The following is a 20,292-nucleotide window of genomic DNA, read 5'->3' on the forward strand; positions in this document are numbered from 1 at the left end:
GCTCGGCGGTCGACGCCGCGGCCGGGCGGATCCTCGACCTCATCCGCACGCGGCATCTGAATGTCGGCGACGTGCTGCCGACGGAGCGCGAGCTCAGCGAGATCACCGGCGCCAGCCGCAACACGGTGCGCGAGGCGTTGCGCACCATCCGGACTTACGGGCTGATCGAGCCCAAGCCCCGCGTCGGCGCCGTCCTGGCCGACGGGCAGAGCATCGCCATCCAGAACTTCTTTGCCGCGCATATGGATGTCTCACGCTCGTCCTTCGCCGACATCCAGGGCTTCAGGCGCATCATTGAAGTCGGCATCGGCGACCACATCGTGCTCAATGCCACGAACGAGCAGATCGAGGCGCTCGACGAAATCAATGCCCGGATCGTCGAGAGCCGCTCGATCGAAGAGGCCGCTAAGAACGATTTCAATTTTCACATGGCGCTGATCGGGCTGGCGGACAATCGTATGCTGACCGACATGTATTCCTTCCTTTCCCCGGTGATCCTGCGGATCATGACCATCGGCAAGGAAATGCGCCCGGTGCTGGCCGACACACGCGCCGCGCATGGCGAGATCATTGCCGCACTTCGCGCACGCGACAGGCTGGCCTACGCCTATCTGATGAGCCGCCATCTCGATTTCGCCCTGCGATTCCTGCCGGAAGAACCGGCTTCCGACAGTGACTGAAGGAGTTCCCGCAATGACGGATTTTGACGGCAAGGTCGCGCTGGTGACCGGGACGACCGGGATTGGTCTGGCAACCGCTATGCGCCTTGCTGCCGGGGGTGCGGCGATCGTTGCCTGCGGCATCGACCGCGCGGCCAATGCCGCGTTGAGAGCGAAGCTGCAAAGCTCCGAGGCCGGCGTGCTGGTTGTCGACATCGACGTCTCCGTTTCCGACCAGGTTCGAGACGCCGTAGCCGCCGGAGTCGAGCGTTTCGGCGGCCTCGACGTGATCGTCAATTCGGCGGCGGTCCATCCCTATGGAACCGCGACGACGACTGACTGGGAAACCTGGAACAAGGCGATGACGGTCAATGTCGGCTCAATCTATCTGACCGCCCATTTCGGCATCCCGCAAATGATCCGCCGCGGCGGCGGCGCCATCGTCAATGTCGCCTCGGTGCAAGGCTTCGCCTGTCAGCAGAACGTCGCCGCCTATGCCACGACCAAGGGCGCCATCCACACGCTGACGCGGTCGCTGGCGCTCGACTACGCGGCGGCCGGCATCCGGGTCAATTCGGTCAGCCCGGGCTCGATCCGCACGCCGATCCTGGAGAAGGCCGCGCGCGGCGAAAACGGCAGCGATGCCGACGTCGAGGAAGCCTACAGGCGCTTCGGCGCGGCGCATCCGCTTGGCCGCATCGGCGAACCGGAGGAAGTGGCGGAGCTCATCGCCTTTTTGTGCTCCTCCAAGGCGAGCTTCTGCACCGGCGCGGACTACAAAATAGACGGCGGCCTGACCGCCGGCATAGGCGTCAAGTAAAGTGATGAAGATCGGTCTTGGCCTTTACCGGGAATCGCTGACTCAGGACAATTTCCGCTTTGCCCGTCAGGCAGGCGCCACGCATATCGTTGCGCACCTCACCAAATATTTTCGCGGGCGCGATCCTTCGCTGTCCGCCGGCAGCGAGAAGGAAGGCTGGGGCGATTGCTCCACCGATGAGCTCTGGGACTATGCGGACTTGGCCGGCCTGGTGAAGACCGTGCGCGACAACGGGCTGGAAATCGCCGCGATCGAGAATTTTTCGCCGCGTTTCTGATCCGATGTCTTGCTCGACGGTCCCGATCGGGCCAAGCAGATCGAAGGCTTGAAGCGTCTGGTCCGTGACGCCGGGCGCGCCGGCATCCCCCGCATCGGCTATAACTTCTCCATCGCCGGCGTCTGGGGCTGGTCGCGCGGGCCGTTCGCGCGCGGCGAGGCCATGTCGATAGGGCTCGACCTTGCGGCCATCGATCCCGATCTGCCCCTCCCCGACGGCGTCGTCTGGAACATGCGCTACCGCGTTGGCCGGCCGGACGCCAGCCCGGTGACGGTGAGCAGCGACGAGCTTTGGCAGCGGCTTAGCGCCTTCCTGCGGGAAGTCGTTCCGGTGGCCGAAGAATCCGGCGTGGTGCTCGCAGCGCATCCCGACGACCCGCCGGCCGAAGCGCTGCGCGGCACGGCGCGGCTCGTCAACCGGCCGGAGAAATACGACCGGCTGATGGACATCGTCGATTCGTCGTCCAACGGGCTGGAGCTCTGCCTCGGCTCGCTGCAGGAGATGCCGGGCGCCGACGAGATTTACGGGCATGTCCGGCGCTTTGCCCGAAGAAAGCGGATCGGCTACATCCATTTCCGCAACGTGCGCGGCAAGGTCCCGAACTATCACGAGACCTTCGTCGACGACGGCGACATCGACATGGCCGAAATCGTTCGCATCCTGCGCGACGAAAACTATGACGGCGTCATCATCCCCGACCATACTCCGGAAATGTCCTGCGATGCGCCATGGCATGCAGGAAAGGCCTTCGCGCTCGGCTATATGCGCGCGCTGGTCCAGAACGCCGCGGCGCTGGGACCTTCCCGCACCGCCCAAGCCGCCAACATCCGGGTAGAAGCCTGAGGACTAAATCGACGCGCCTCTATGCCGACGTTCGGCATCATGTGACAGGTATCCGCAGGCGCGCGGCTGCTGTGCAGCAGCAATCCTCCCGCGGATACCGCATCAATCGTCTGATGGGGACCAGCAGAGCCGCCTCGTCCTAATCCGCGCGCCCGATCACAATCAACCGCCAGCCAGCGACCGCCGCATTGCAACTCTTCTGGAAAATGCAACGTGAAACCGACAAAAAGCAAGTTGTAGTTAGGCTCAGAAGAATTCAATTAATTTATATTTCAATTCAAATTTTACATATTAACTAACTATTAACATATCACTTAACTTTTTGATTTTTTTACGTATGGTGCCCATGAAGGGGGTAGTTTGAATATCGGAGAATGGGGCGACTTCTCCTATGCGAAAAGTTTTAGAAACTTCAAAAAGAGATTTTGAACAAGACTGCGTTACGACCAGCGGATCGGATCCGCTCCATTCCAGCCAACCTTTGACGCCCGCAAACCATGAGACCTCCCGTTTTCCCCGGTTGCAGCATCAGACTTCGACCGGGCACCCGGGCGTGAGCGCCGTGGCGAAGCTGGAAGCAGCGCCTTCCCGGCAAGACCTGCCTGCACTGCCGACGGTGCAGCTTGGCGGGCTGCCCGTCACCGTGATCGACCGGCAAGGCGCCGCCCGGCTGATGATCGCCGCTGCGCGGCAACACCGCCATGGCAGCCGTCCGTATTACTTCACCTCCGCCAACGGCGAGGTCATCGCCCAGGCTCGCGCGAAGCCCGAGATAGCCGCACTCTTCCGTCAGGCCGACCAGATCTTCGCCGACGGCCAGCCGCTTGTCCTTGCCTCGCGCCTTTTGTGCCGCACGCCGCTGCCGGAACGGGTGGCCACCACCGATCTGTTCCACGACGTGGCAAAGCTAGCCGAAAACGAAGCGGCGACCTTCTATCTGCTGGGATCGACGGAGGCCGGGAACGCCAAGGCCGTTGCCGCCATCAGGGCCCGTTATCCGCGCCTGCGCATCGTCGGCCACAGCCACGGCTATCTCACCGGCGACGCGCTCGAGAAGAAGCTCGATGAGATCAACGCGCTTGCGCCGGACATATTGTGGCTGGGTCTCGGCGTTCCGCGCGAGCAGATTTTTGTCCGCGATTTTGCGTCGCGACTCTCGAATGTCGGCGTGATCAAGACCTCCGGGGGACTCTTCGATCATATCGCCGGCAAGGTCCGGCGTGCGCCGTTCTGGGTCCAGAAGGCCGGCTTCGAATGGCTGTGGCGCATGCTGATGGAGCCGCGCCGGCTCTTCTGGCGCTATTTCACCACCAATCCCCGCGCCCTCTATGCTCTCCTGAGGTATTCGCAATGACCGCCGAACATTCACTTCGTCCGCTGCCGGCGGGAACCGATACGGAGATCGCCATCGTCGGCGGCGGGCTCTCCGGGACGCTTGCCGCGACCTTGCTCGGCCGGTCGGGCTACCGCGTCACGCTGATCGACCGCCACCCCGTTTTTCCGCACGAGTTCCGCGTCGAGAAGATCGCCGGCGACCAGATCGACAAACTGCGCCGGATCGGTCTCCTGGACAGCCTTTCCGCGGCGGCCGCGGCATTCGACGAGATCGTCAACGTGCGCAAGGGGCGGGTGCTCGACCGCACGCGCGCCCGTCACTACGGCATCTTCTACGACGACCTCGTCGCGGCGATGCGGGCCGAACTGCCCAAGACCGTACGCTTCGTCGCCGGCAGGGTGAGCGCGGTGGAGGCCGGGCCAGAGCGGCAGCGTGTGTCGATCATCGGGCAGCCGGATGTGACGGCTCGCCTCCTTGTGCTCGCCACAGGCATGGGGGACATCCTGCGGCGTGACGTTGGCATCGAGCGCCGGTTCGTCCACCAGCGGCAATCGCTGACTTTCGGGTTCAATGTCCGGCCGGCGGACGCAAGTGCCTTCAAGCATCCGGCACTGACCTATTACGGCGAACGCGTCTCCGACGGGATCGACTACCTGAACTTTTTCCCGGCCGGCGGTGTTACCCGCGCCAATCTCTTTGTCTTCCGGGAGCACACCGACCCCTGGGTCAAGGCGCTGCGCGACCGCCCTCGCGAAACGCTCGTCGAAACGCTTCCCGGACTTCTCAAGACATTCGGCGACTTCGAGGTCATCGACCGTGTCTCGAGCTGGGTCACCGACATCACCGTCGCCGAAAATTGCAAGCGCGACGGCGTAGTCCTGATCGGAGACGCTTACCAGACGTCCTGTCCGGCCGCCGGAACAGGGGTCAGCCGGCTGCTTACCGATGTGGAGCGCCTGTGCATGGTGCACGTGCCGCAATGGATGGCCTCGCCCGGCATGGCGGCGGCAAAGATCGCCGCCTTCTATGATGATCCCATGAAGCTGGCGATGGATGAGCGGGGGCTCGAGCTGGCGAGTTTCCGCCGCAGCCTGACCATCGACACCGACCTGCGCTGGCGCGCGCGCCGGCAGGCTCACTTCAGCCGCCGCCGCATCCTGCATGAGATCGACAAGTTCAGCCCGAGCTTTGCCGCCAGGCTGCGCGGTCTCAAACGGCCGACGGTGGAAGCCGTCACCTGATCGCGGCCGATCGGCCGGCTCATAGCGGTCGAAGGCCGTCCTTGCATCGACCTGCGCGGCCCGGTTTGGGACCAGCAACGAGTATTTTGAAGCGGGTCAGGGATTCGGTGCGCTTCAATCTTTCAGATGTCAGGACGACTCTGCGGCCTCATCGGGGGCCGGCTGCACCATAACGGCAGAAGGCTTGGCCTTCCTGACATGCGCCGCCTCCAGGATACGCCGCGCCAGCACCTTGGCTGCCGGCATTTTCTCCACCGTCAGATGTGCCGCATAGCCGAGCGGACTCCCCGCCCGGTAGATTTGCCACATCGGTGAAGGCCGGCCGCCGAAGACGCGCTTGTAGGGCTCGTCGCCGATGGTGAAATCGAGATGGTGATCGCCGCGCTCGATGCAGTCGCGGGCGATCTGCTCGAACATCAGGCTGCCGATCGACTGCTTCCTGTAGCCGGCCTCGTCGAAGCCGCCGAGAATGACCAGCAGCGAGCCGCGGTGCTCAAGCCCGAGCGCGCCGGCGATCGGCCGGCCGTTCATCCAGAATGCGTAGGTGCGGGCGAAGCCGCCGCATCCTTCGTTGGCAACGGCCAGATAGAAATCGAAATACGAGGGCAGTTGCAAAAGATCGGCGGGGCCGTTGCTGCCGTCGAAGCGTTTGCCGCGATAGAGCTTGAGGGCATCGAATGTCGTGCTGATGGCGGCCGGGCCGTCGACGCATTCGAAACGCGCCTCGCCCATCCGGTTGAGCTGCCGGGATTTCTTGTCGAGTTCCTTGCGATAGGACTGGTCCAGCCGATGCTCGCGCCAGCCGGCGAATGTCGGCTCCAGCTTGCTGGAATAGGCGCTCATGCCCATGCTGTCGCGCTTGTCGACGCCAAGCAGGCGCTCCATCGCCAAGGAGCGGTCCGCCAGCTTGCCGATGCGCAGGAGATCGTATGGCTGCAGATACTTGCGAATGGCGGCGACCGTGCGGTCGTCGGCAAGGATGCGGGAGAAAGTTTCCTCGTCGGCGACCGGCGAGACATAATCCGAAACCCGCATGTCCGCGAATTCAACGACCTTCAGCAGCGTGTACCGGCGCCTCACCAGAGGCAGGACCATCGCGAGCTTTCCGCTCGCACGCACGCGAACGACGATGACCAATGGCGTGGCGGCGCCTTGCCGCACGAGCCTCTCATCCAGTTGCGCGAGCCAAATCGGATGCTGAAAAGCCGTCGCCGCCGAACTGGCGAAGAGCTCGGCGTATTCCTTCGAACGGAAATCGAACGCATCCTCGGCAGTGACTTCAAACATGTGATCCGAACCGGCGGGGCTGCGGCTTATCGACGACGTCTTGCGTCTCAGGTCAAGATCGATCGCCGGGATTGTTGGAATCTTGGTATATGCGCAAAATGCTAATGTTGCGTTGCACAGGGATCAGGCGCGTCCGCCGAAAGACCGGTTCGGTATCGCAAGGCAGGAAATTCCCCTGGCAGGCGAAGTCGAACTTCGCACGTAACCTCGATGTAAGCATTTTCGGCCAGTCTCTCGTTCCTCATTGTTGGAAATCCGAACAGGACATAGTCGCGCAAGACATGCTGGCGATCGAGGTCATCGTTCCGCAATCGGCGCCCCGCCATTGGCAGCAGGTCGCCATCGAGCGGCTGGAGGCGGACGGCCACGATGTCGCCGTTCTGCATCAGCCCGGGCCCGCAAGCTGGCCGGCCGCGGCAAAGGCCGCCTTCCGGTTCGAGCAACGTCTTTTCCGCCGGCGAGGGCCCCTTCTCGGCTCCGCGGTGCAAGCGATCCAGGCCCGGCCCGGCAACCGCCCTGCCGCGCTGAGGCTCGATCTTGCCGGCGATGCGGCCCTGTCGAATGTTCCGACCATCGGCCTTCGCTTCGACGGATCCAGCGCCGATCTCCAGGCAGCAATTGCCGTCGCGGCCGGCAGGCTGCCGGTGATCGAGGCCGTGCTCGACAGGAAGAAGGTGGTGGGCCAGGCGCGACCGATGGTCGACAAGCGCGAATCCACGGCGCTCGGCACCGAGGACGTGTTCGCCCGCGCCATCACTCTGGTCCAGTCGCTCACTCGCGCGTTCGCCGCGGACCGGCTGCCACCGGAGACAGTTGCTGAAATCCGGGGGCGTGGCGAGCGAGGCCGGTTCACATCCGCCTATCTCGGCGCAGCGCTTCCGCGGCTCGGCCGGGAAGCGCTTCGGCGCGCACGCTTCCGCCACGCGCATTGGCGTGTCGGCTATCGCTTTACCGATGCGCCGGGCGTCGCCGACATGGGCAAGCTCGGCACCGACTGGTCGGTGCTGCCGGACCCGGGCGATCATTTCTATGCTGACCCGTTCCCCTTCTGGTGGCAGGGCCGGCCCTTCGTGTTCGTCGAGGATTATCCGCACGCGACCGGGAAGGCCGTCATCTCCGTTGTTCCGTTTGATTCAAGCGGCGTTCCTGAAAAGCCTCGGGTCGTGTTGGAGGAAGCCCACCACCTCTCCTACCCGCAAGTGTTCGAGCGCGACGGCGCGATCTGGATGCTGCCGGAGGCGAGCGCCGGCGGCAGGCTCATGCTCTACCGCGCCTCGGACTTCCCGGACCGTTGGAGTCCTGAGACGGTGCTGGTCGAGGGCGAGATTTCCGATGCCACCTTGTTCGATCATGAAGGCATGCTCTGGCTGTTCGCCACGGATCGGGACGGTCATGGAAGCTCTTCCGACACGCTGGTGGTTTTCTCGGCTCCCGCGCTCGCTGGCCCGTGGCGGCCGCATCCGGTGAACCCGATCCTGATCGACCTTCGCATGGCCCGCCCCGGCGGAGCCTTCGTCCGCGACCGCGAGGGCCGCGTGCTTCTTCCCGTCCAGGACGGGACGCTGGGTTATGGCGGCGGGCTGGGCTTGTCCGAACTGCTGGAACTCAACCAGCATGCGGTGCGGCTGTCGGCGCCCCGGCCGATCGATGCCGCCGGCGACTGGCCCTATCCGAAGATCCACACGCTCAACCGGGCGGGCCGCCTGGAGGTGATCGACGGGATCGCCGCCGCGCGGAAGTAGCCAGAGACCGTTTCGAAACTCGCTCTGCGAGTCATATGAAGGTGTCTTTCGAGAACCGGAGCGGAGCGTACCTTGAATACGTGAGCACCGGCCTACGCCGGCCGTAGCCTTAACTGCCACGATCACTCATGAGTGCTTCGGCCGGCGAAGGCCGGAAGCGCAGAGAACGCCTGCAGATGGCCGTAGGAGTAGAGTTTCCAAATGGGCTCTCAGGCAAGAAGTAGCGCCTCGTAGCCTGCGCACATCCTGGCCGGCGAATATTTGTCCCGCAGCCGCCGTCCGGCCGCCGAAAGCCTGGCCTTGAATTCCGGCCGCGCGAACAGATCGCCAAGTCCCCTGGCCATGCCGGCGGCGTCGGCCTCGACGAACAGCGCGGCAGGTGAGCCGTCCTCCGCGGTCAGCACCTCTCGCATGACGTCGAGGTTGCTCGCAACGACCGGCAGCCCCGAAATGGCCGCTTCGACGCAGGCGAGGCCGAAGGTCTCGGTCATCGAGGCAGACGCGTAGGCGTCGCCGGCCGCAAGAAATTCGAAGATGCGCGCCGGCGCAATCTCGCCGACGAGATGCAGCCGGTCGGCGACGCCGCGGCTTTCGGCAAAGGCGACGAGCGCCTCGCGCTCCGGCCCGGCGCCGGCGAGCGCCAGATGGACGTCGGGCAATCGATCGAGCGCCCCGACTAGCGCAATCTGGTTCTTCATGCGCGTCAGCCGGCCGGACGAGACGGCCAGCGGTACGTTCTGCGGCAGGCCAAAGGCGGCACGTGCCGCAGCCTTGTCGAATTCCTCATCAGGTGAGGGAACGCCGTGATCGATGCGGTGGAGACGCCCCCGATAGGATTGCGGATAACGATCGAACTGCGCTTCGGTCCAGCCGGAATTGACGACATTGGCCTGGTAAAGGCCGACCATGCCCATCAGCTTGTCGATCTGGGACAGCAGACCCATGACGCCCTTGCTGTGCGGGGCGCCGCTCTGGTTTGCGACGATGTGCTTGACGCCGGCCAGCCGGGCCCCGATCGTGCCGAAGATGTTGCCATAGTGCTGATAGGTAATCACCGCATCGGGACGTGCCGCGCGCAGATATTGCGTCAGCCCTATGGTCGCCCGGATTTGCCCGGGCAATCCGCGCGGGCGTTCCGTCAGGATGAAATCCGCATTGGGATCGCGGTCATAGGCATCGGTCTTGCGATACATGAAGACCGTGCGCACCGCGTGCCCGCGCGCCCGCAATCCTTCGCCCACCATGTCGGAGATACGTTGCGCGCCCGCGGCTTCAGCCTGGGTCTGCACCTGGATGATCTTCACGTGCGCCCTCTCAGGAGCAGGTGGGGCACGAGACCGATCCGGTCAAAAGACAAGCCGAGGATCGATGGGTTGATGCCGATTCTGCGCCGGGCGATCAACACCCCGAACGCCGTCCAGGCGATGACGGTTCCGGCAATGCTGAGCGCAGCGCCCACAGGCCCGAGGTAATAGGTTGCCACCGCGGTCACGCAGAGCCCGACGACGTTGACGACGACAAGCACCTTGAACAGCGCGTGCTGGAGACCGGTCAGCTGCAGCAGGATTTCGATCGGGCCGCAGGCGGTGCCGAAAGTCGCGCCTATGCCAAAGATGACGAGCGTCGCCCTCATGGTCGGCGTCGCATAGGCCGGATTGAAGATCGACAGGATGAAGTTGCCGAATATCCAGAAGGATGCCAGCACGCACAGCGCGATGACCGAGCCGCCAAGCGCGGCGAGGCTGGTGATGCGCTGAACGTGGGCCCTGTCGCCGCTGTAGAAGGCCCCCGATATCTGCGGCGCCAGCGCCTGGTTGATGCCGTTGAGGGCAAGGGTCACGAAGCGCGTGGTCCGGTCCGCCACGAAGATCGCGCCTGCTGCCTCGGGCCCCAGGATCATCGCCACGAGCAGCGTGCTTACCTGGCCGAGAGCGGGTGGCAGCGAGGTGACGCCCCACAGGCCGAGCGTCACGGTCTTGAATTCCTGCTTTTGCCCTTCCGTGAGACCGCCGCGATCGGCACGCGCCGTGTCGCGCACCAGGACAATTGTTTGCGGGACGACCGAAAGGATGAGCAGCAGTGCCGTCAGATATGTCGCGGCGACCGCATCGATCTTCACATGCATGAGGTGCAGCGCCGCAACGGCGGCAATTGTCGCCGCGCGCCAAATGATGTCCCGCGGCAACAGGCCGGATATCAGCGCGTTCTTGGCCCTGAAAGCGCCGGAGGTAAACTCCGACCAGCCGAGCGAGAACGACAGCACCGCGGCCGCCACGCACAGCGGCAGCCATTCCGGCGTTCCCCTGCCGATGAAGGGCACGAATCCTACCACGATCATGAGCATGCTGGTGCCGATAAGCCCGGCCAGCGCCACGAGAATAGCGCGCGCCATCAGCGCGTGAGCCGAGCCGAGATCGCCCAACCCGGCATATTGGGGCCAGAACCTGAGCACGGTGCTCTGCTGGCCTACCGAAGCGAAGAAAGAAACCAGGCTCGCGCCGGCATAGGTGGCGCTGTAAAGGCCGAACTCGCGTTCGTTCGTCACCATGGCCACGGCCACGAACATCAGGAAGGACAGGCCCGCGCTGGCAAGCTTGATGATGCCGGCAACGGCGCCACTCCTGGCAAGCGCCGTGATCGACATGCGCATGTCGGTCGCCGGGCTGGCCGCTGCCCCCGGGGCGGCCTCGCGGTTCCCTGTATTGTCCTTCAACGTCGCCTCCTGAGACGATCGGCGATGGGCCTACCCCGCACCTACGACGACGCTCAAAACCCGATCCTGCATAAGCAAAATGCCGCAATCGCGCCAGCGCGAACGCTTCGCATGGTTACCGGCACCGCCCGCGCCGAACGCATCGTCACGCCACCACCCTTAACGGATGGCTAACGATAATCCTTAATAATGTGGAGACGAGTGAGGTCGTGAGGTCGCGGCTCTCAACGAGGAACATTGATGAAGCCAGCCAGGATCGACGAGCGCACTCTTCCGCCGCTGTTCGACATAGGTGCCGTATGGGCCATTCTTTGGGCGCGTCGCTTGATGGTGCTTGCCATCGCCGGCGCGGCATTGCTGTTGGCGCTATCCTATCTTGCGGTGACCAAACCGAGCTATACGGCGACGGCCTCGATACTGATCGACCCCCGCGACACGCGCGCGACCAATTTCAACAACGTGCTTCCGGGGATCGGCTCCGACAGCGCCGCCATCGCCAGCCAGGTCTTCGTCATCCAGTCGCCTGACCTGCTCGGCGCCGTCTTCAAAAGCCAGAAGCTCGACAGCGATCCCGAATTCTCCGGCGTCGGCCTGACGTCGCACCTGTTGTCGCTGTTCGGAGTCGGCGCGACCTCGTCGCAGGACGCTGCCTTCAAGCGCTTCCAGGGCAAGGTGTCGGTGGAGCGCGAAGGGCTGACCTACGTCATCAATGTCAGCTTCACGTCGCCGTCGCCGGAAAAGGCCGCGCGCATCGCCAATGCCATCGTCGACCAGTACCGGGCAGGTCTCGTGGGAGAACGCGAGACCGCCAACAGCGACGTGAATACGCTGCTCACGGACAGGATCTCCGGCTTGCAGAAGGACGTCAGCGTCGCCGAGCGGGCGGTCGAGGATTTCAAGACGAAACATAATATTGTGAATTCGACGGATGGCGGCACGCTGCAGTCGCAGCTCGATCAGCTCACGTCGCAGCTGATCGCCGCCCAGGGCGACGCCGATCAGGCCAAGGACCGCTACAACCAGGCGCTGGCTGCGGGAAATTCGCCGGCCGGTCTCGCCAAGCTTGCGGACGTTCTTACCTCCACCTCGGCCATCAAATTGCGCGACGACTACAACCAGCGCGCCACCGAGCTTGCCAGCCTGCAGACCATGTACGGGCCGCGTCACCCGACCATCGGACGGCTTCAGTCCGAGCTGGAGCGGTTGAAGCGGCTGATGGCCGCCGAGGCGGATCGCATAAGGCAGCAGTTGAAGGCCAGCTACGACCTTGCCGTGCAGAATGTCGGGAAGCTGCAGGACAAACTCGAAGCCCTGCGCCAGCAGTCGACGAACTCGAACGTCGCGCAGGTGCAGCTCAGGCAGCTGGAATCGAAGGCCCAGGCGACCCGCGCGGTGCTCGATGACTACCTCAAGCGCGCGCAGGAAACGTCGCAGATGCAGGGCGTGCAGACCTCCGAGGCGCGCAAGATCGGCGTGGCATCGCCGCCTGTACAGCCGACATGGCCGAAGCCGGTCCTGCTTCTCTTGGTGAGCGCGGTTCTGGGGCTCCTCGCCGGATGCGGCCTCGCTCTGGCGCTTGGTCCGCTCCCGCGGCCGCAAGAGGATCCGCTGGCACCGAAGGATGTCGCGTCGGAGCCGGTCGCGGACCGCAAGGAAGGCTCGCCTGCCAGCCCCCGGCCATTGCCGATGCCGGCCAATTTCGGCGAATACCGTCTGCCCGGCGTCGCCGGCGGGACCGCCTATTCCAACATCAAGGCGATCAGGAAGCAGCTGTTCCAGACCGGAAACGAAACGCTGTCGCTCGACGTGTTGAAGATCATGCGGCAGATGGTCCTGCACCTCAACGACCATGGCAAACCCTTTGTCATCCTCGTGTCTTCGATCCGCAGCAGTTTCGAGGCACGGATCGCAGGCGCGATGCTGGGGATCGGCATGCAACGGGCCGATCAGAATGTGCTGATAGTGGAAATCGGCGATCATCTGTCCAACTCGACGACAGACGGAGCCGGATTGTTCATCGATGGCGCGACCGGCCTGCAGACGGTCGTGTGCAGCTCCGTGACGGAGAAAGGTCCCGGCGTTGTGGATCGCAGCACCTTCCCCGGCATTCTGGCCGAGGCAGGGAGCGCGTTCGATTTCGTGCTCGTGATCGCGCCTTCGTTCAATGAGAACGGCTGGAATCCGGAACTTTTCGCCAAAGCCGACCTTGCGCTTCTGGCACTCGGCCAGTCCGAGCAACCTTCGGAAGCCGCCAGGCTGCTCGCGCAAAAATTCGGCGCCGGCCAGATCGGCCGCAGCGCCACTCTTGTCGTCGCTCCGGACAGCGCGAAGCCGGCCGGGGCGACCGACGGACCGCGAGCGGCCGGCGAACAGCGCCGCAGCGCCGCCCGGGGATAGACAGTGGAGGCGGTGGACCGATGACATGGCCGCCCAACGTGTCGCGGCGGCATGCGCTGGTTCTTGCCGCCGGAGCCGTTCTCGCCACCTCCCCTCTGCCACGGTCCGCCGCGCTGGCGGCGGCCGATGCCCGTGTACCATCGCGTGGCTTCAACCTTCCGGGATGGCTCGATCGCGACGGTGGGTCTGCTCCCGCCGCGGCCACGCTTGAAAAGCTGCGCCAATCGGGGTTCGAAACGATCCGGCTGCCGGTAAACGCCGATTTCGTCTCCAGCGGCGACCCGGCAACGCTTCGCCGCATCCAGAACGGGATCAGGGACCTTGTCGGCTTCGGCTTTTCGGTCCTCCTCGACATGCATCCCTCGGGCGAGCTGGTGGCGGCTTTCCGAAACGATCCCGAAGCCGCGGGCGAAAAGGTGCTTCAGGCCTGGACGGCCCTGCGCGTCGTCGTTGCCGATCTGCCGGCGCAATCGGTCTATCCGGAGCTGCTGAACGAGCCACCGATGGAACAGACCAACTGGCTGGCGTTGCGGGAGCAGATCGCCGCGACGCTGCGAGCAAGCTGTCCGCTCCACACGCTGGTCTGGGGACCGGCACGGTTTCAGGGCATCTGGGAAATCGCCGACACGCCGCCGCTCGCCGACGACAATCAGATTGCCGCCGTTCACTACTACGCGCCCATGGCATTTACCCATCAGTGCGAGAACTGGGATGCCTCGCCGCTCGCCCGTATTGCAAACCTGCCCTTTCCCGCAAGCAAGGAAACGGCGTCGGTGAACCGGCTGCTTTCCAAATTGCGCGCGGCGGGCGACGAAGAGGCCGCCAAGCTCGTTGAGGACGAGTTGTCGGCGCCTTGGACGGAGGCGCGGATCGCCCAGGATTTTGGCGGTCTGGCGCGCTGGTCCACGACCCACGGCTGTCCGGTTATGCTCAACGAATTCGGTGTGCTCAATTTCTGCGTGGATGTCGAAAGCCGCGCGTCCTGGGTGCGCGCCGTGCGCAAGGCGGCGGAAGCGAACCATGTCGCATGGACCTACTGGGAACTCGATCAGGGTTTCGGCTTCATCAGGAGCAGGCAGAGCATCGAAGGGTTCGACGGCGCGATGATTGCCGCGCTGCTCGGAGGTTAGCGGGACGTGGACGACAGGCGCCATAAACGCTTGCTGGGGCAAGCAATGACCGGAGCGGGCCAGCGATGAGCATGACGCAGGCCTATTCGCCTGCCCAACTAGGCGCGCCGCGCCGCGATACGCCCGAAGCCCGGCTGCATGTCGGCACGGCCTTGCTTGTCGTTGCGCTCGCGGTCTCCTCCTTTGCCGTGTGGACCCCGTTCGGGGTAGCCGCGACCTTCGTGCTGACGCTGATGATTGCGAACGCAATGCCTTCGGGCGTGCCCGTGCTGATCATCTGCGCCTTCCTCTACCAGAACCTCGTGGTCGCCTGGTTCACCCCATACATTCCCGACAACGACACGTTCGACGCGCTGCGCGGCACCAACTTCATCATCCTGATGACCGCGTTCGGCATCTTCCTGGCTGCCTCGTTTCAGTACCGCGTCCGCGCGCTGACCGAATTGCGCCCGTGGCTGCTGCTGAGCATGGTGCTATGCGGAACGGTTTGCTTCTATTTCGCGCTCGGCGTCGTGCATGGCGGCCCGAAGGACGCGGTCGTCTATTTCCGCAATACGGTCACGCCGCTTGCCTGCTTTCACGTCGCGGTCCTCGCCGCCAGCCTCTATCCCGTCGACCTGCGCAAGAGCATGCTCTGGCTCGGCGCCGGCGCGATCGTCTATGGTTATGCGGAACTGACCTTCACGATGGATTTCCTCGGCCTCTTCCATGGTGACCAATATGTCGAGCGCAGCATATCGCGGCAGGTCGAGACCGGCGTGTGGGAAAAGGCGCTCCAGGAAACGGGTTTCGTTTACCGCGGGATCGAGGACGTGATGACCACGACCTTCTTCAACACGCCGCTGTTCAAAGACATCCTGCCCAGCGTCTTCCGCATCGGCGGGCCGAACTTCCATCCGATCAGCTACGCTTACGCCTTGAGCATCATTTCGGCCTGGCTCCTCTTCAAGGGACGATGGTTGCTGCCTCTCGCGGCCTTGCCGCTGCTGCTCGTCATCGGCTCCAAGGGAGCGACCTTCACGCTCTTCGTCGCGATTGCCGCGCGGCTCATCTACCGCCCTTCCCGCGCCGGTCTGGCGCTCCTGGCCGTGATGGCCCTGGCCGTGGTCTGGACGACCGCGGCGATCGCCTATGGCGCCACGCATGGCGACTATCACGTCCTCGGCCTGATTGCCGGCATGCGCGACTTCCTGGCTAACCCGCTAGGCCAAGGACTGGGTCTCGGCGGCAACCTGTCGAGCACCAGCATCAATCTCAACTGGCAAACCGCTCAGGCCGAGGGTGCCGCCTCCGTGCCGGTCGAGAGCGCGGTCGGTGTCATGCTTTACCAGATGGGCGTAGGCAGCCTCGTCTTCTTCGGCTTCCTGGCGGCGCTGGCCGTGGCATTGCGGCGCCAGCTTATCCAAACCGGCGACCCGGATTTCCTGTTCTGCTTTGTCGGCATCGTTACCATATCGGCCAACGCGGTGCTGCAGGAGGAGGCGTTTTACTCCCCTCTCGCCCTCGCCTTCTGCCTTTTGCTCGTGGGCGTCTCGCTGGGAACACGCTGGCGCATGGCCGCGGCTGCAAGAGCCGAAGCAGCGGGCTGAGTATCGGATCGGCTGGATTCAAGGCCAGCTTCGCGACTTCGTTCAGGAACCGAACAGCACCATCTCGGTGAACGTCAGGTCTCCCGGCGAAGGCGATTTCGGGCCCTTGAAATACTTGATGCCCTTCTTCGGAAAATACCTGCCGGACAGACCGGGAACCGGGGCCATCGCATCGACGAGGCAAACCAGCTGCCCGCGCCGCAGGAGAAAGCGCCCCACGGCCCCGGCGCAACGGACCAGATCCGCGTGGGAGCGGCAGTAGACGACCTGGCAGCACGGAATGAGACCATGCAATATCCGGCGCGGCTTCAGCACAAGGGGCAACGCCAAGCCGTCGCAGATGCAGATCAGCGACAGGCAGCCCAGCGCGGCATGCTCGAGCAGTATGTATCTTTCATTGTCGGTGAGCTCAGCCATTTCGGCGAGGTCCGCACGGGCATCCAGCACGCGGTCCGGGCGCAGCATCGCGTTCAGGACGGGAAAGAAGGCGACCTGTCCACCGGAAAACAGGCGAAACCCGAATGCCTTGTTGAGCCTCACTGTCCCCGGCGATGGCGAAATATTGGTGTAGACCACGTCCTTGCGCATGATGACCGTCGCGATCATCCTGCTGGCATAAGGTCGGAACTCCGCATCCACGGACCAACTCGATAGATTGCAGCGGATTTCGTCGCCGTCCACACTCCTGTGCCTGGCATAGAGCGTAAGCACGGCGCCGACGACCCGGCCCGACTTCTCGAGGACGAAACCATAGCGCGGAAAATCGGCGACCGCGGGCCGCCGTGACAGGCGGGTCAGCGCCTCTATCCAATAGCCGTGGCTGCGTTCCGGAAAGCCCCTGTGCAGGCAGTCCGCCACGCCTGCCCAATCTTCCTCGTCGAAGGGTCGGCAGCCGACACCGGGAGGAAATGCACCGAGAACCGCCATGGTCGACTCAAGAAAAAAGGCACACAATATGGTCGAGGTCCGTATTATCCTGACGATCGATTACTAACGAATTACACGGCCATCGACGCGAATTTTATTGGCCGTATTCGGCGATGCCGTATCGCGCCCCTTGCGTACAACCATCAGGCCAAGCTTTACAACCTTTCCAGCGGTTAAGAGTTGCAGAATTAACCGATGTTTCTTCCTGCGTGATTTCTGGACAGAACCGTCGCACGGTTTCCTGGATTGCCCGAAGGCAGGCCCTTCGCGACCAAGCTTCACGCGCCGGCGCAACGGCCTGCACCCTGGCGCCGGAGCCCGACTGCAGTCGACCCGAGGAGGGACCGGGGCCTTCGCTGAGCTTCGCGCAGCCGAGCAAGCCGGTTCGGCCCGACGGACAAAATTTCTACCCGGCCCCGCTTGTACCGAAATCTCATATGTGAATATAATCTTCACAAGAGAAGATTTGGGGAGGATCGACCGCGTCTGGCTCCGGCCTTGTCCGGATGGCGCGGCCCATTCTCCGGCAGCGGACGAACAGGATAATGACCAGCTTCCCGCCCACCGTCGGCGTCGCTTCGACACGCCCTTCCGACATGCCGGCCGATCACGCCGAGCTGCCGGTGTGGAACGCCGAAAACTGGTTCTATGAGGATTGGCCGGTCGGCCAGAAGATCCGCTCGCTCCGGCGCACCATGGCCGAAGGCGACTGCCATCTCTTCAACACCCTGGTGCTCGATATCCACCCCTATGTGCAGGACCAGATGTTCGCCGAGCGCGAAGGCATTTTCGGCAAGCGTCTGGTAGCGGGCGCGTTCGTCTTCTCCGCCGGGCTTGGACTCGTCGCCACCAATTGCGTCAACGCCTTTTCCTACGGCTACGACAAGCTCCGCTTCATCAAGCCGGTCTTCATCGGCGACACCATCTATTCGATCCGCACCAACATGGAGAAGCGGCCCCGCTACAAGGACATGGGGCTGATCCGCGCCAGCTACGAAGTGTTCAAGGGCGAAGGCGAGCTGGTGCTCTACTGCGAGCACTTGCAAACCGTGAAATACAAGAACCCGGCCGACTTCGCCGGCAAGACGGAGAAATGATCATGGCCGCCGACCTGCCGCTGTCCGGCCTTGTCGTTGTCGACATGAGCCAGTTCCTGTCGGGACCTTACTGCTCGCTGAGGCTGCTCGATCTCGGCGCCCGCGTCATCAAGATCGAGCGGCCCGATGGCGGCGACCTGTCGCGCCGGCTCTATCTCAGCGACACCGAGATCGGCGGCGATTCCACCATCTTCCACGCCATCAACCGGGCCAAGGAAAGTTTTGCCGTCGACCTGAAGAACGAGGACGACCTGCAAGCGTTGCGCGGGCTGCTCGCGAAAGCCGATGTGCTGATCCAGAATTTCCGGCCCGGCGTCATCGAGCGGCTCGGCCTCGACTATGAGCATGTGCGCACGCTCAACCCGCGCCTGGTCTACGCCTCGATCAGCGGCTATGGCGAGGAAGGCCCGTGGGTGAAGCGTCCGGGCCAGGACTTGCTTGCCCAGGCGCGCTCTGGCGTGATGTGGCTGAACGGTGACGAGGATCAGGGTCCGGTGCCGTTCGGCCTGGCGATCGCCGACATGCTGGCGGGTGCCGCCTGCGCGCAAGGCATCCTCGCAGCACTTGTCCGGCGCGGCATCACCGGCCAAGGCGGCCATGTCGAAACCAGCCTGTTCGAGGCGCTGATCGATTTCCAGTTCGAGGTGCTGACGACCCACCTCAACGACGGCCGACGGCTGCCGCGCCGCTCGTCCTTCCGCAGCGCCCACGCCTATCTGGCGGCGCCCTACGGCGTCTATCCGGCGAAGGACGGTTTCCTGGCGATCGCCATGACGCCGATCCCGAAACTGGCCGACCTGCTCGAGATCGAGGCGCTGGCACCCTACCGCGACCAGCCGTCGACCTGGTTCACGGCGCGCGACGAGATCAAGGCGATCATCGCGCAACGCATCGCGCAGAAGCCGGTCGACGAATGGCTGGCGATCCTCGAGCCCGCCGACATCTGGTGCGCGAAGATCCTGAACTGGAAGGAGGTGCTGGAGAGCGACGGCTTCAGGGCGCTCGACCTGTTGCAAACCGTGACGCGCGAGGACGGTGTTGCGATCCACACCACCCGGTCGCCGCTGAGGGTCGACGGCGTGCGCGCCAAAGTCGATCGGGCAGCGCCGCGCGTCGGCGAGCACAGTGCAAAAATCCGCGCGGAGTTTGGTCTGTGACCGCGCTCAAGGGTATGACCTGGAACCATCCGCGCGGCTACGATCCGATGGTGGCCTGCTCCAGGCTTTGGCAGGAAAAGACCGGCGTTTCGATCGAATGGGAGAAGCGCTCGCTGCAGGATTTCGAATCCTTCCCGGTTGAGGAACTTGCCCGCGCCTATGACTTGATCGTCATCGATCATCCGCATGTCGGCCAGATCACCGGCGAAAAATGTCTGGCGCCTCTCGACGTGCCGGGCCGCGAGAAGGAGCGCGAGGCGCTCGCGAAGGCAAGCGTCGGCCGATCCTTCCCAAGCTACACCTGGCAGGGGCGGCAATGGGCTTTTCCGATCGATGCCGCGACCCAGGTGCAGGCCTGGCGACCCGACCTGATCGAGGCCGCGCCGACGATCTGGACCGAGGTGCTGGAGCTTGCTGAGCAGGGCCGCGTGCTCCTGCCGCTCAGGCCGCCGCACTCGCTGATGTGCTTCTTCACGCTTGCCGCCGATCTCGGCCGGCCATGTGCCGTCGAAGGATCGGGCGATCTGATCGATGCCGAGACCGGCGAAACCGTCGTCGAAATGCTGCGTGAGATCGCGGCGCTCGTCGACCCCGAATGCCTGACGATGGACCCGATCGCGGTGTTCGAAAAGATGGCCGAGCCCATCTCGCGCATCGCCTGCGCGCCGCTGATCTACGGCTACGTGCCCTATGCGACAGGCGGATTCCGCCCGAACCGGCTTTTCTTTTGCGACATGCCGTCCGTGGGCGGCAATGGCCCGATCGGCTCCGCCCTCGGCGGCACAGGCATCGCCGTGTCGGCCTTCTCCGCCGCCAGCAAGGAAGCGACCGACTTCGCCTACTGGATCGCCAGCGGCGATGTGCAGCGCGGCCCCTATGCCGCCGCTGGCGGCCAGCCCGGCCATGCCGCCGCCTGGGAGGACGAGGCCGTCAACGCCGCGACAGGCGACTTCTATCGCGCCACGCGGGCAACGCTGGAAGGCGCCTGGGTGCGCCCGCGCCACGACGGCTACATGGCATTCCAGCAGGCCGCCTCCGACCGCCTCAACGATGGTCTGGCCGGCAGGCAGGACGCAC

The 20,292-nt window shown here is 64.1% G+C and carries 17 protein-coding genes; 13 read left to right on the forward strand and 4 right to left on the reverse strand.

Annotation, left to right across the window (positions count from 1 at the left end; translation table 11 throughout):
* From DH10_RS20170 to DH10_RS20190, 6 genes are all read left to right on the forward strand, one after another.
* Nucleotides 1-680: FadR/GntR family transcriptional regulator (locus tag DH10_RS20170; protein WP_192385258.1), on the forward strand; the 680-nt coding region annotated here is incomplete at its 5' end.
* A 13-nt stretch (nucleotides 681-693) separates the two neighbouring features.
* Complete coding sequence (locus DH10_RS20175; protein ID WP_192254828.1) at nucleotides 694-1,479, forward strand: SDR family NAD(P)-dependent oxidoreductase; 786 nt, start codon at nucleotides 694-696, stop codon at nucleotides 1,477-1,479.
* A 4-nt stretch (nucleotides 1,480-1,483) separates the two neighbouring features.
* The gene (locus DH10_RS37110; protein ID WP_246506444.1) at nucleotides 1,484-1,756 is read left to right on the forward strand and encodes a hypothetical protein; all 273 of its coding nucleotides are present in this window, start codon (nucleotides 1,484-1,486) and stop codon (nucleotides 1,754-1,756) included.
* 9 nt (nucleotides 1,757-1,765) lie between these two features.
* Nucleotides 1,766-2,599, forward strand: a complete 834-nt coding sequence (locus tag DH10_RS20180) for a mannonate dehydratase (RefSeq protein WP_246506446.1) — start codon at nucleotides 1,766-1,768, stop codon at nucleotides 2,597-2,599.
* Nucleotides 2,600-3,152: 553 nt separating this feature from the next.
* Nucleotides 3,153-3,953 (forward strand): WecB/TagA/CpsF family glycosyltransferase, encoded by an 801-nt coding sequence (locus tag DH10_RS20185; RefSeq protein ID WP_376774905.1) that lies wholly within the window; start codon nucleotides 3,153-3,155, stop codon nucleotides 3,951-3,953.
* Complete coding sequence (locus DH10_RS20190; RefSeq protein ID WP_192254830.1) at nucleotides 3,950-5,176, forward strand: FAD-dependent oxidoreductase; 1,227 nt, start codon at nucleotides 3,950-3,952, stop codon at nucleotides 5,174-5,176. The genes DH10_RS20185 and DH10_RS20190 overlap by 4 nt, the downstream gene beginning before the upstream one ends.
* A 129-nt stretch (nucleotides 5,177-5,305) precedes the next feature.
* On the opposite strand, the gene DH10_RS20195 is transcribed toward DH10_RS20190, so the two are convergent.
* Nucleotides 5,306-6,463 (reverse strand): GNAT family N-acetyltransferase, encoded by a 1,158-nt coding sequence (locus tag DH10_RS20195; protein WP_192254832.1) that lies wholly within the window; start codon nucleotides 6,461-6,463, stop codon nucleotides 5,306-5,308.
* A 281-nt stretch (nucleotides 6,464-6,744) separates the two neighbouring features.
* Here DH10_RS20195 and DH10_RS20200 point away from each other — a divergent pair, with 281 nt between their 5' ends.
* Nucleotides 6,745-8,205, forward strand: a complete 1,461-nt coding sequence (locus DH10_RS20200; protein ID WP_192254834.1) for a glucosamine inositolphosphorylceramide transferase family protein — start codon at nucleotides 6,745-6,747, stop codon at nucleotides 8,203-8,205.
* 209 nt (nucleotides 8,206-8,414) lie between these two features.
* On the opposite strand, the gene DH10_RS20205 is transcribed toward DH10_RS20200, so the two are convergent.
* Together DH10_RS20205 and DH10_RS20210 are read right to left on the reverse strand one after the other, a co-directional pair.
* Nucleotides 8,415-9,509 carry a glycosyltransferase family 4 protein gene (locus DH10_RS20205; RefSeq protein WP_192254836.1) on the reverse strand — a complete coding sequence of 365 codons (1,095 nt, stop codon included), beginning with the start codon at nucleotides 9,507-9,509 and terminating at the stop codon, nucleotides 8,415-8,417.
* Nucleotides 9,506-10,918 (reverse strand): lipopolysaccharide biosynthesis protein, encoded by a 1,413-nt coding sequence (locus DH10_RS20210; protein WP_192254838.1) that lies wholly within the window; start codon nucleotides 10,916-10,918, stop codon nucleotides 9,506-9,508. Before DH10_RS20210 ends, DH10_RS20205 begins: the two co-directional genes overlap by 4 nt.
* Before the next feature lie 240 nt (nucleotides 10,919-11,158).
* On the opposite strand from DH10_RS20210, the gene DH10_RS20215 reads away from it, so the two are divergent.
* The 3 genes from DH10_RS20215 to DH10_RS20225 all read left to right on the forward strand — a co-directional run bounded on the left by DH10_RS20215 (nucleotide 11,159) and on the right by DH10_RS20225 (nucleotide 16,034).
* Nucleotides 11,159-13,315, forward strand: a complete 2,157-nt coding sequence (locus DH10_RS20215; protein ID WP_192254840.1) for a GumC family protein — start codon at nucleotides 11,159-11,161, stop codon at nucleotides 13,313-13,315.
* 20 nt (nucleotides 13,316-13,335) lie between these two features.
* A complete protein-coding gene (locus tag DH10_RS20220; protein WP_192254842.1) occupies nucleotides 13,336-14,445 on the forward strand; it encodes a glycoside hydrolase family 5 protein in 1,110 nt (369 codons plus the stop codon).
* A 65-nt stretch (nucleotides 14,446-14,510) separates the two neighbouring features.
* The gene (locus tag DH10_RS20225; RefSeq protein ID WP_192254844.1) at nucleotides 14,511-16,034 is read left to right on the forward strand and encodes a hypothetical protein; all 1,524 of its coding nucleotides are present in this window, start codon (nucleotides 14,511-14,513) and stop codon (nucleotides 16,032-16,034) included.
* A 42-nt stretch (nucleotides 16,035-16,076) separates the two neighbouring features.
* On the opposite strand, the gene DH10_RS20230 is transcribed toward DH10_RS20225, so the two are convergent.
* Nucleotides 16,077-16,961: a hypothetical protein gene (locus DH10_RS20230; RefSeq protein ID WP_246506449.1), complete on the reverse strand. Its 885-nt coding sequence runs from the start codon at nucleotides 16,959-16,961 to the stop codon at nucleotides 16,077-16,079.
* 545 nt (nucleotides 16,962-17,506) lie between these two features.
* On the opposite strand from DH10_RS20230, the gene DH10_RS20235 reads away from it, so the two are divergent.
* The 3 genes from DH10_RS20235 to DH10_RS20245 form a co-directional block, all read left to right on the forward strand.
* Nucleotides 17,507-18,058 carry a MaoC family dehydratase gene (locus DH10_RS20235; protein WP_192254846.1) on the forward strand — a complete coding sequence of 184 codons (552 nt, stop codon included), beginning with the start codon at nucleotides 17,507-17,509 and terminating at the stop codon, nucleotides 18,056-18,058.
* Nucleotides 18,055-19,215 carry a CaiB/BaiF CoA transferase family protein gene (locus DH10_RS20240; RefSeq protein WP_192254848.1) on the forward strand — a complete coding sequence of 387 codons (1,161 nt, stop codon included), beginning with the start codon at nucleotides 18,055-18,057 and terminating at the stop codon, nucleotides 19,213-19,215. Before DH10_RS20235 ends, DH10_RS20240 begins: the two co-directional genes overlap by 4 nt.
* 14 nt (nucleotides 19,216-19,229) lie before the next feature.
* Nucleotides 19,230-20,292 (forward strand): ABC transporter substrate-binding protein (locus tag DH10_RS20245; protein WP_192385259.1); only part of this gene is annotated, 1,063 nt, incomplete at its 3' end.

The sequence above is a fragment of the Mesorhizobium silamurunense genome, assembly GCF_014843825.1.
Lineage (GTDB): Bacteria > Pseudomonadota > Alphaproteobacteria > Rhizobiales > Rhizobiaceae > Mesorhizobium > Mesorhizobium silamurunense.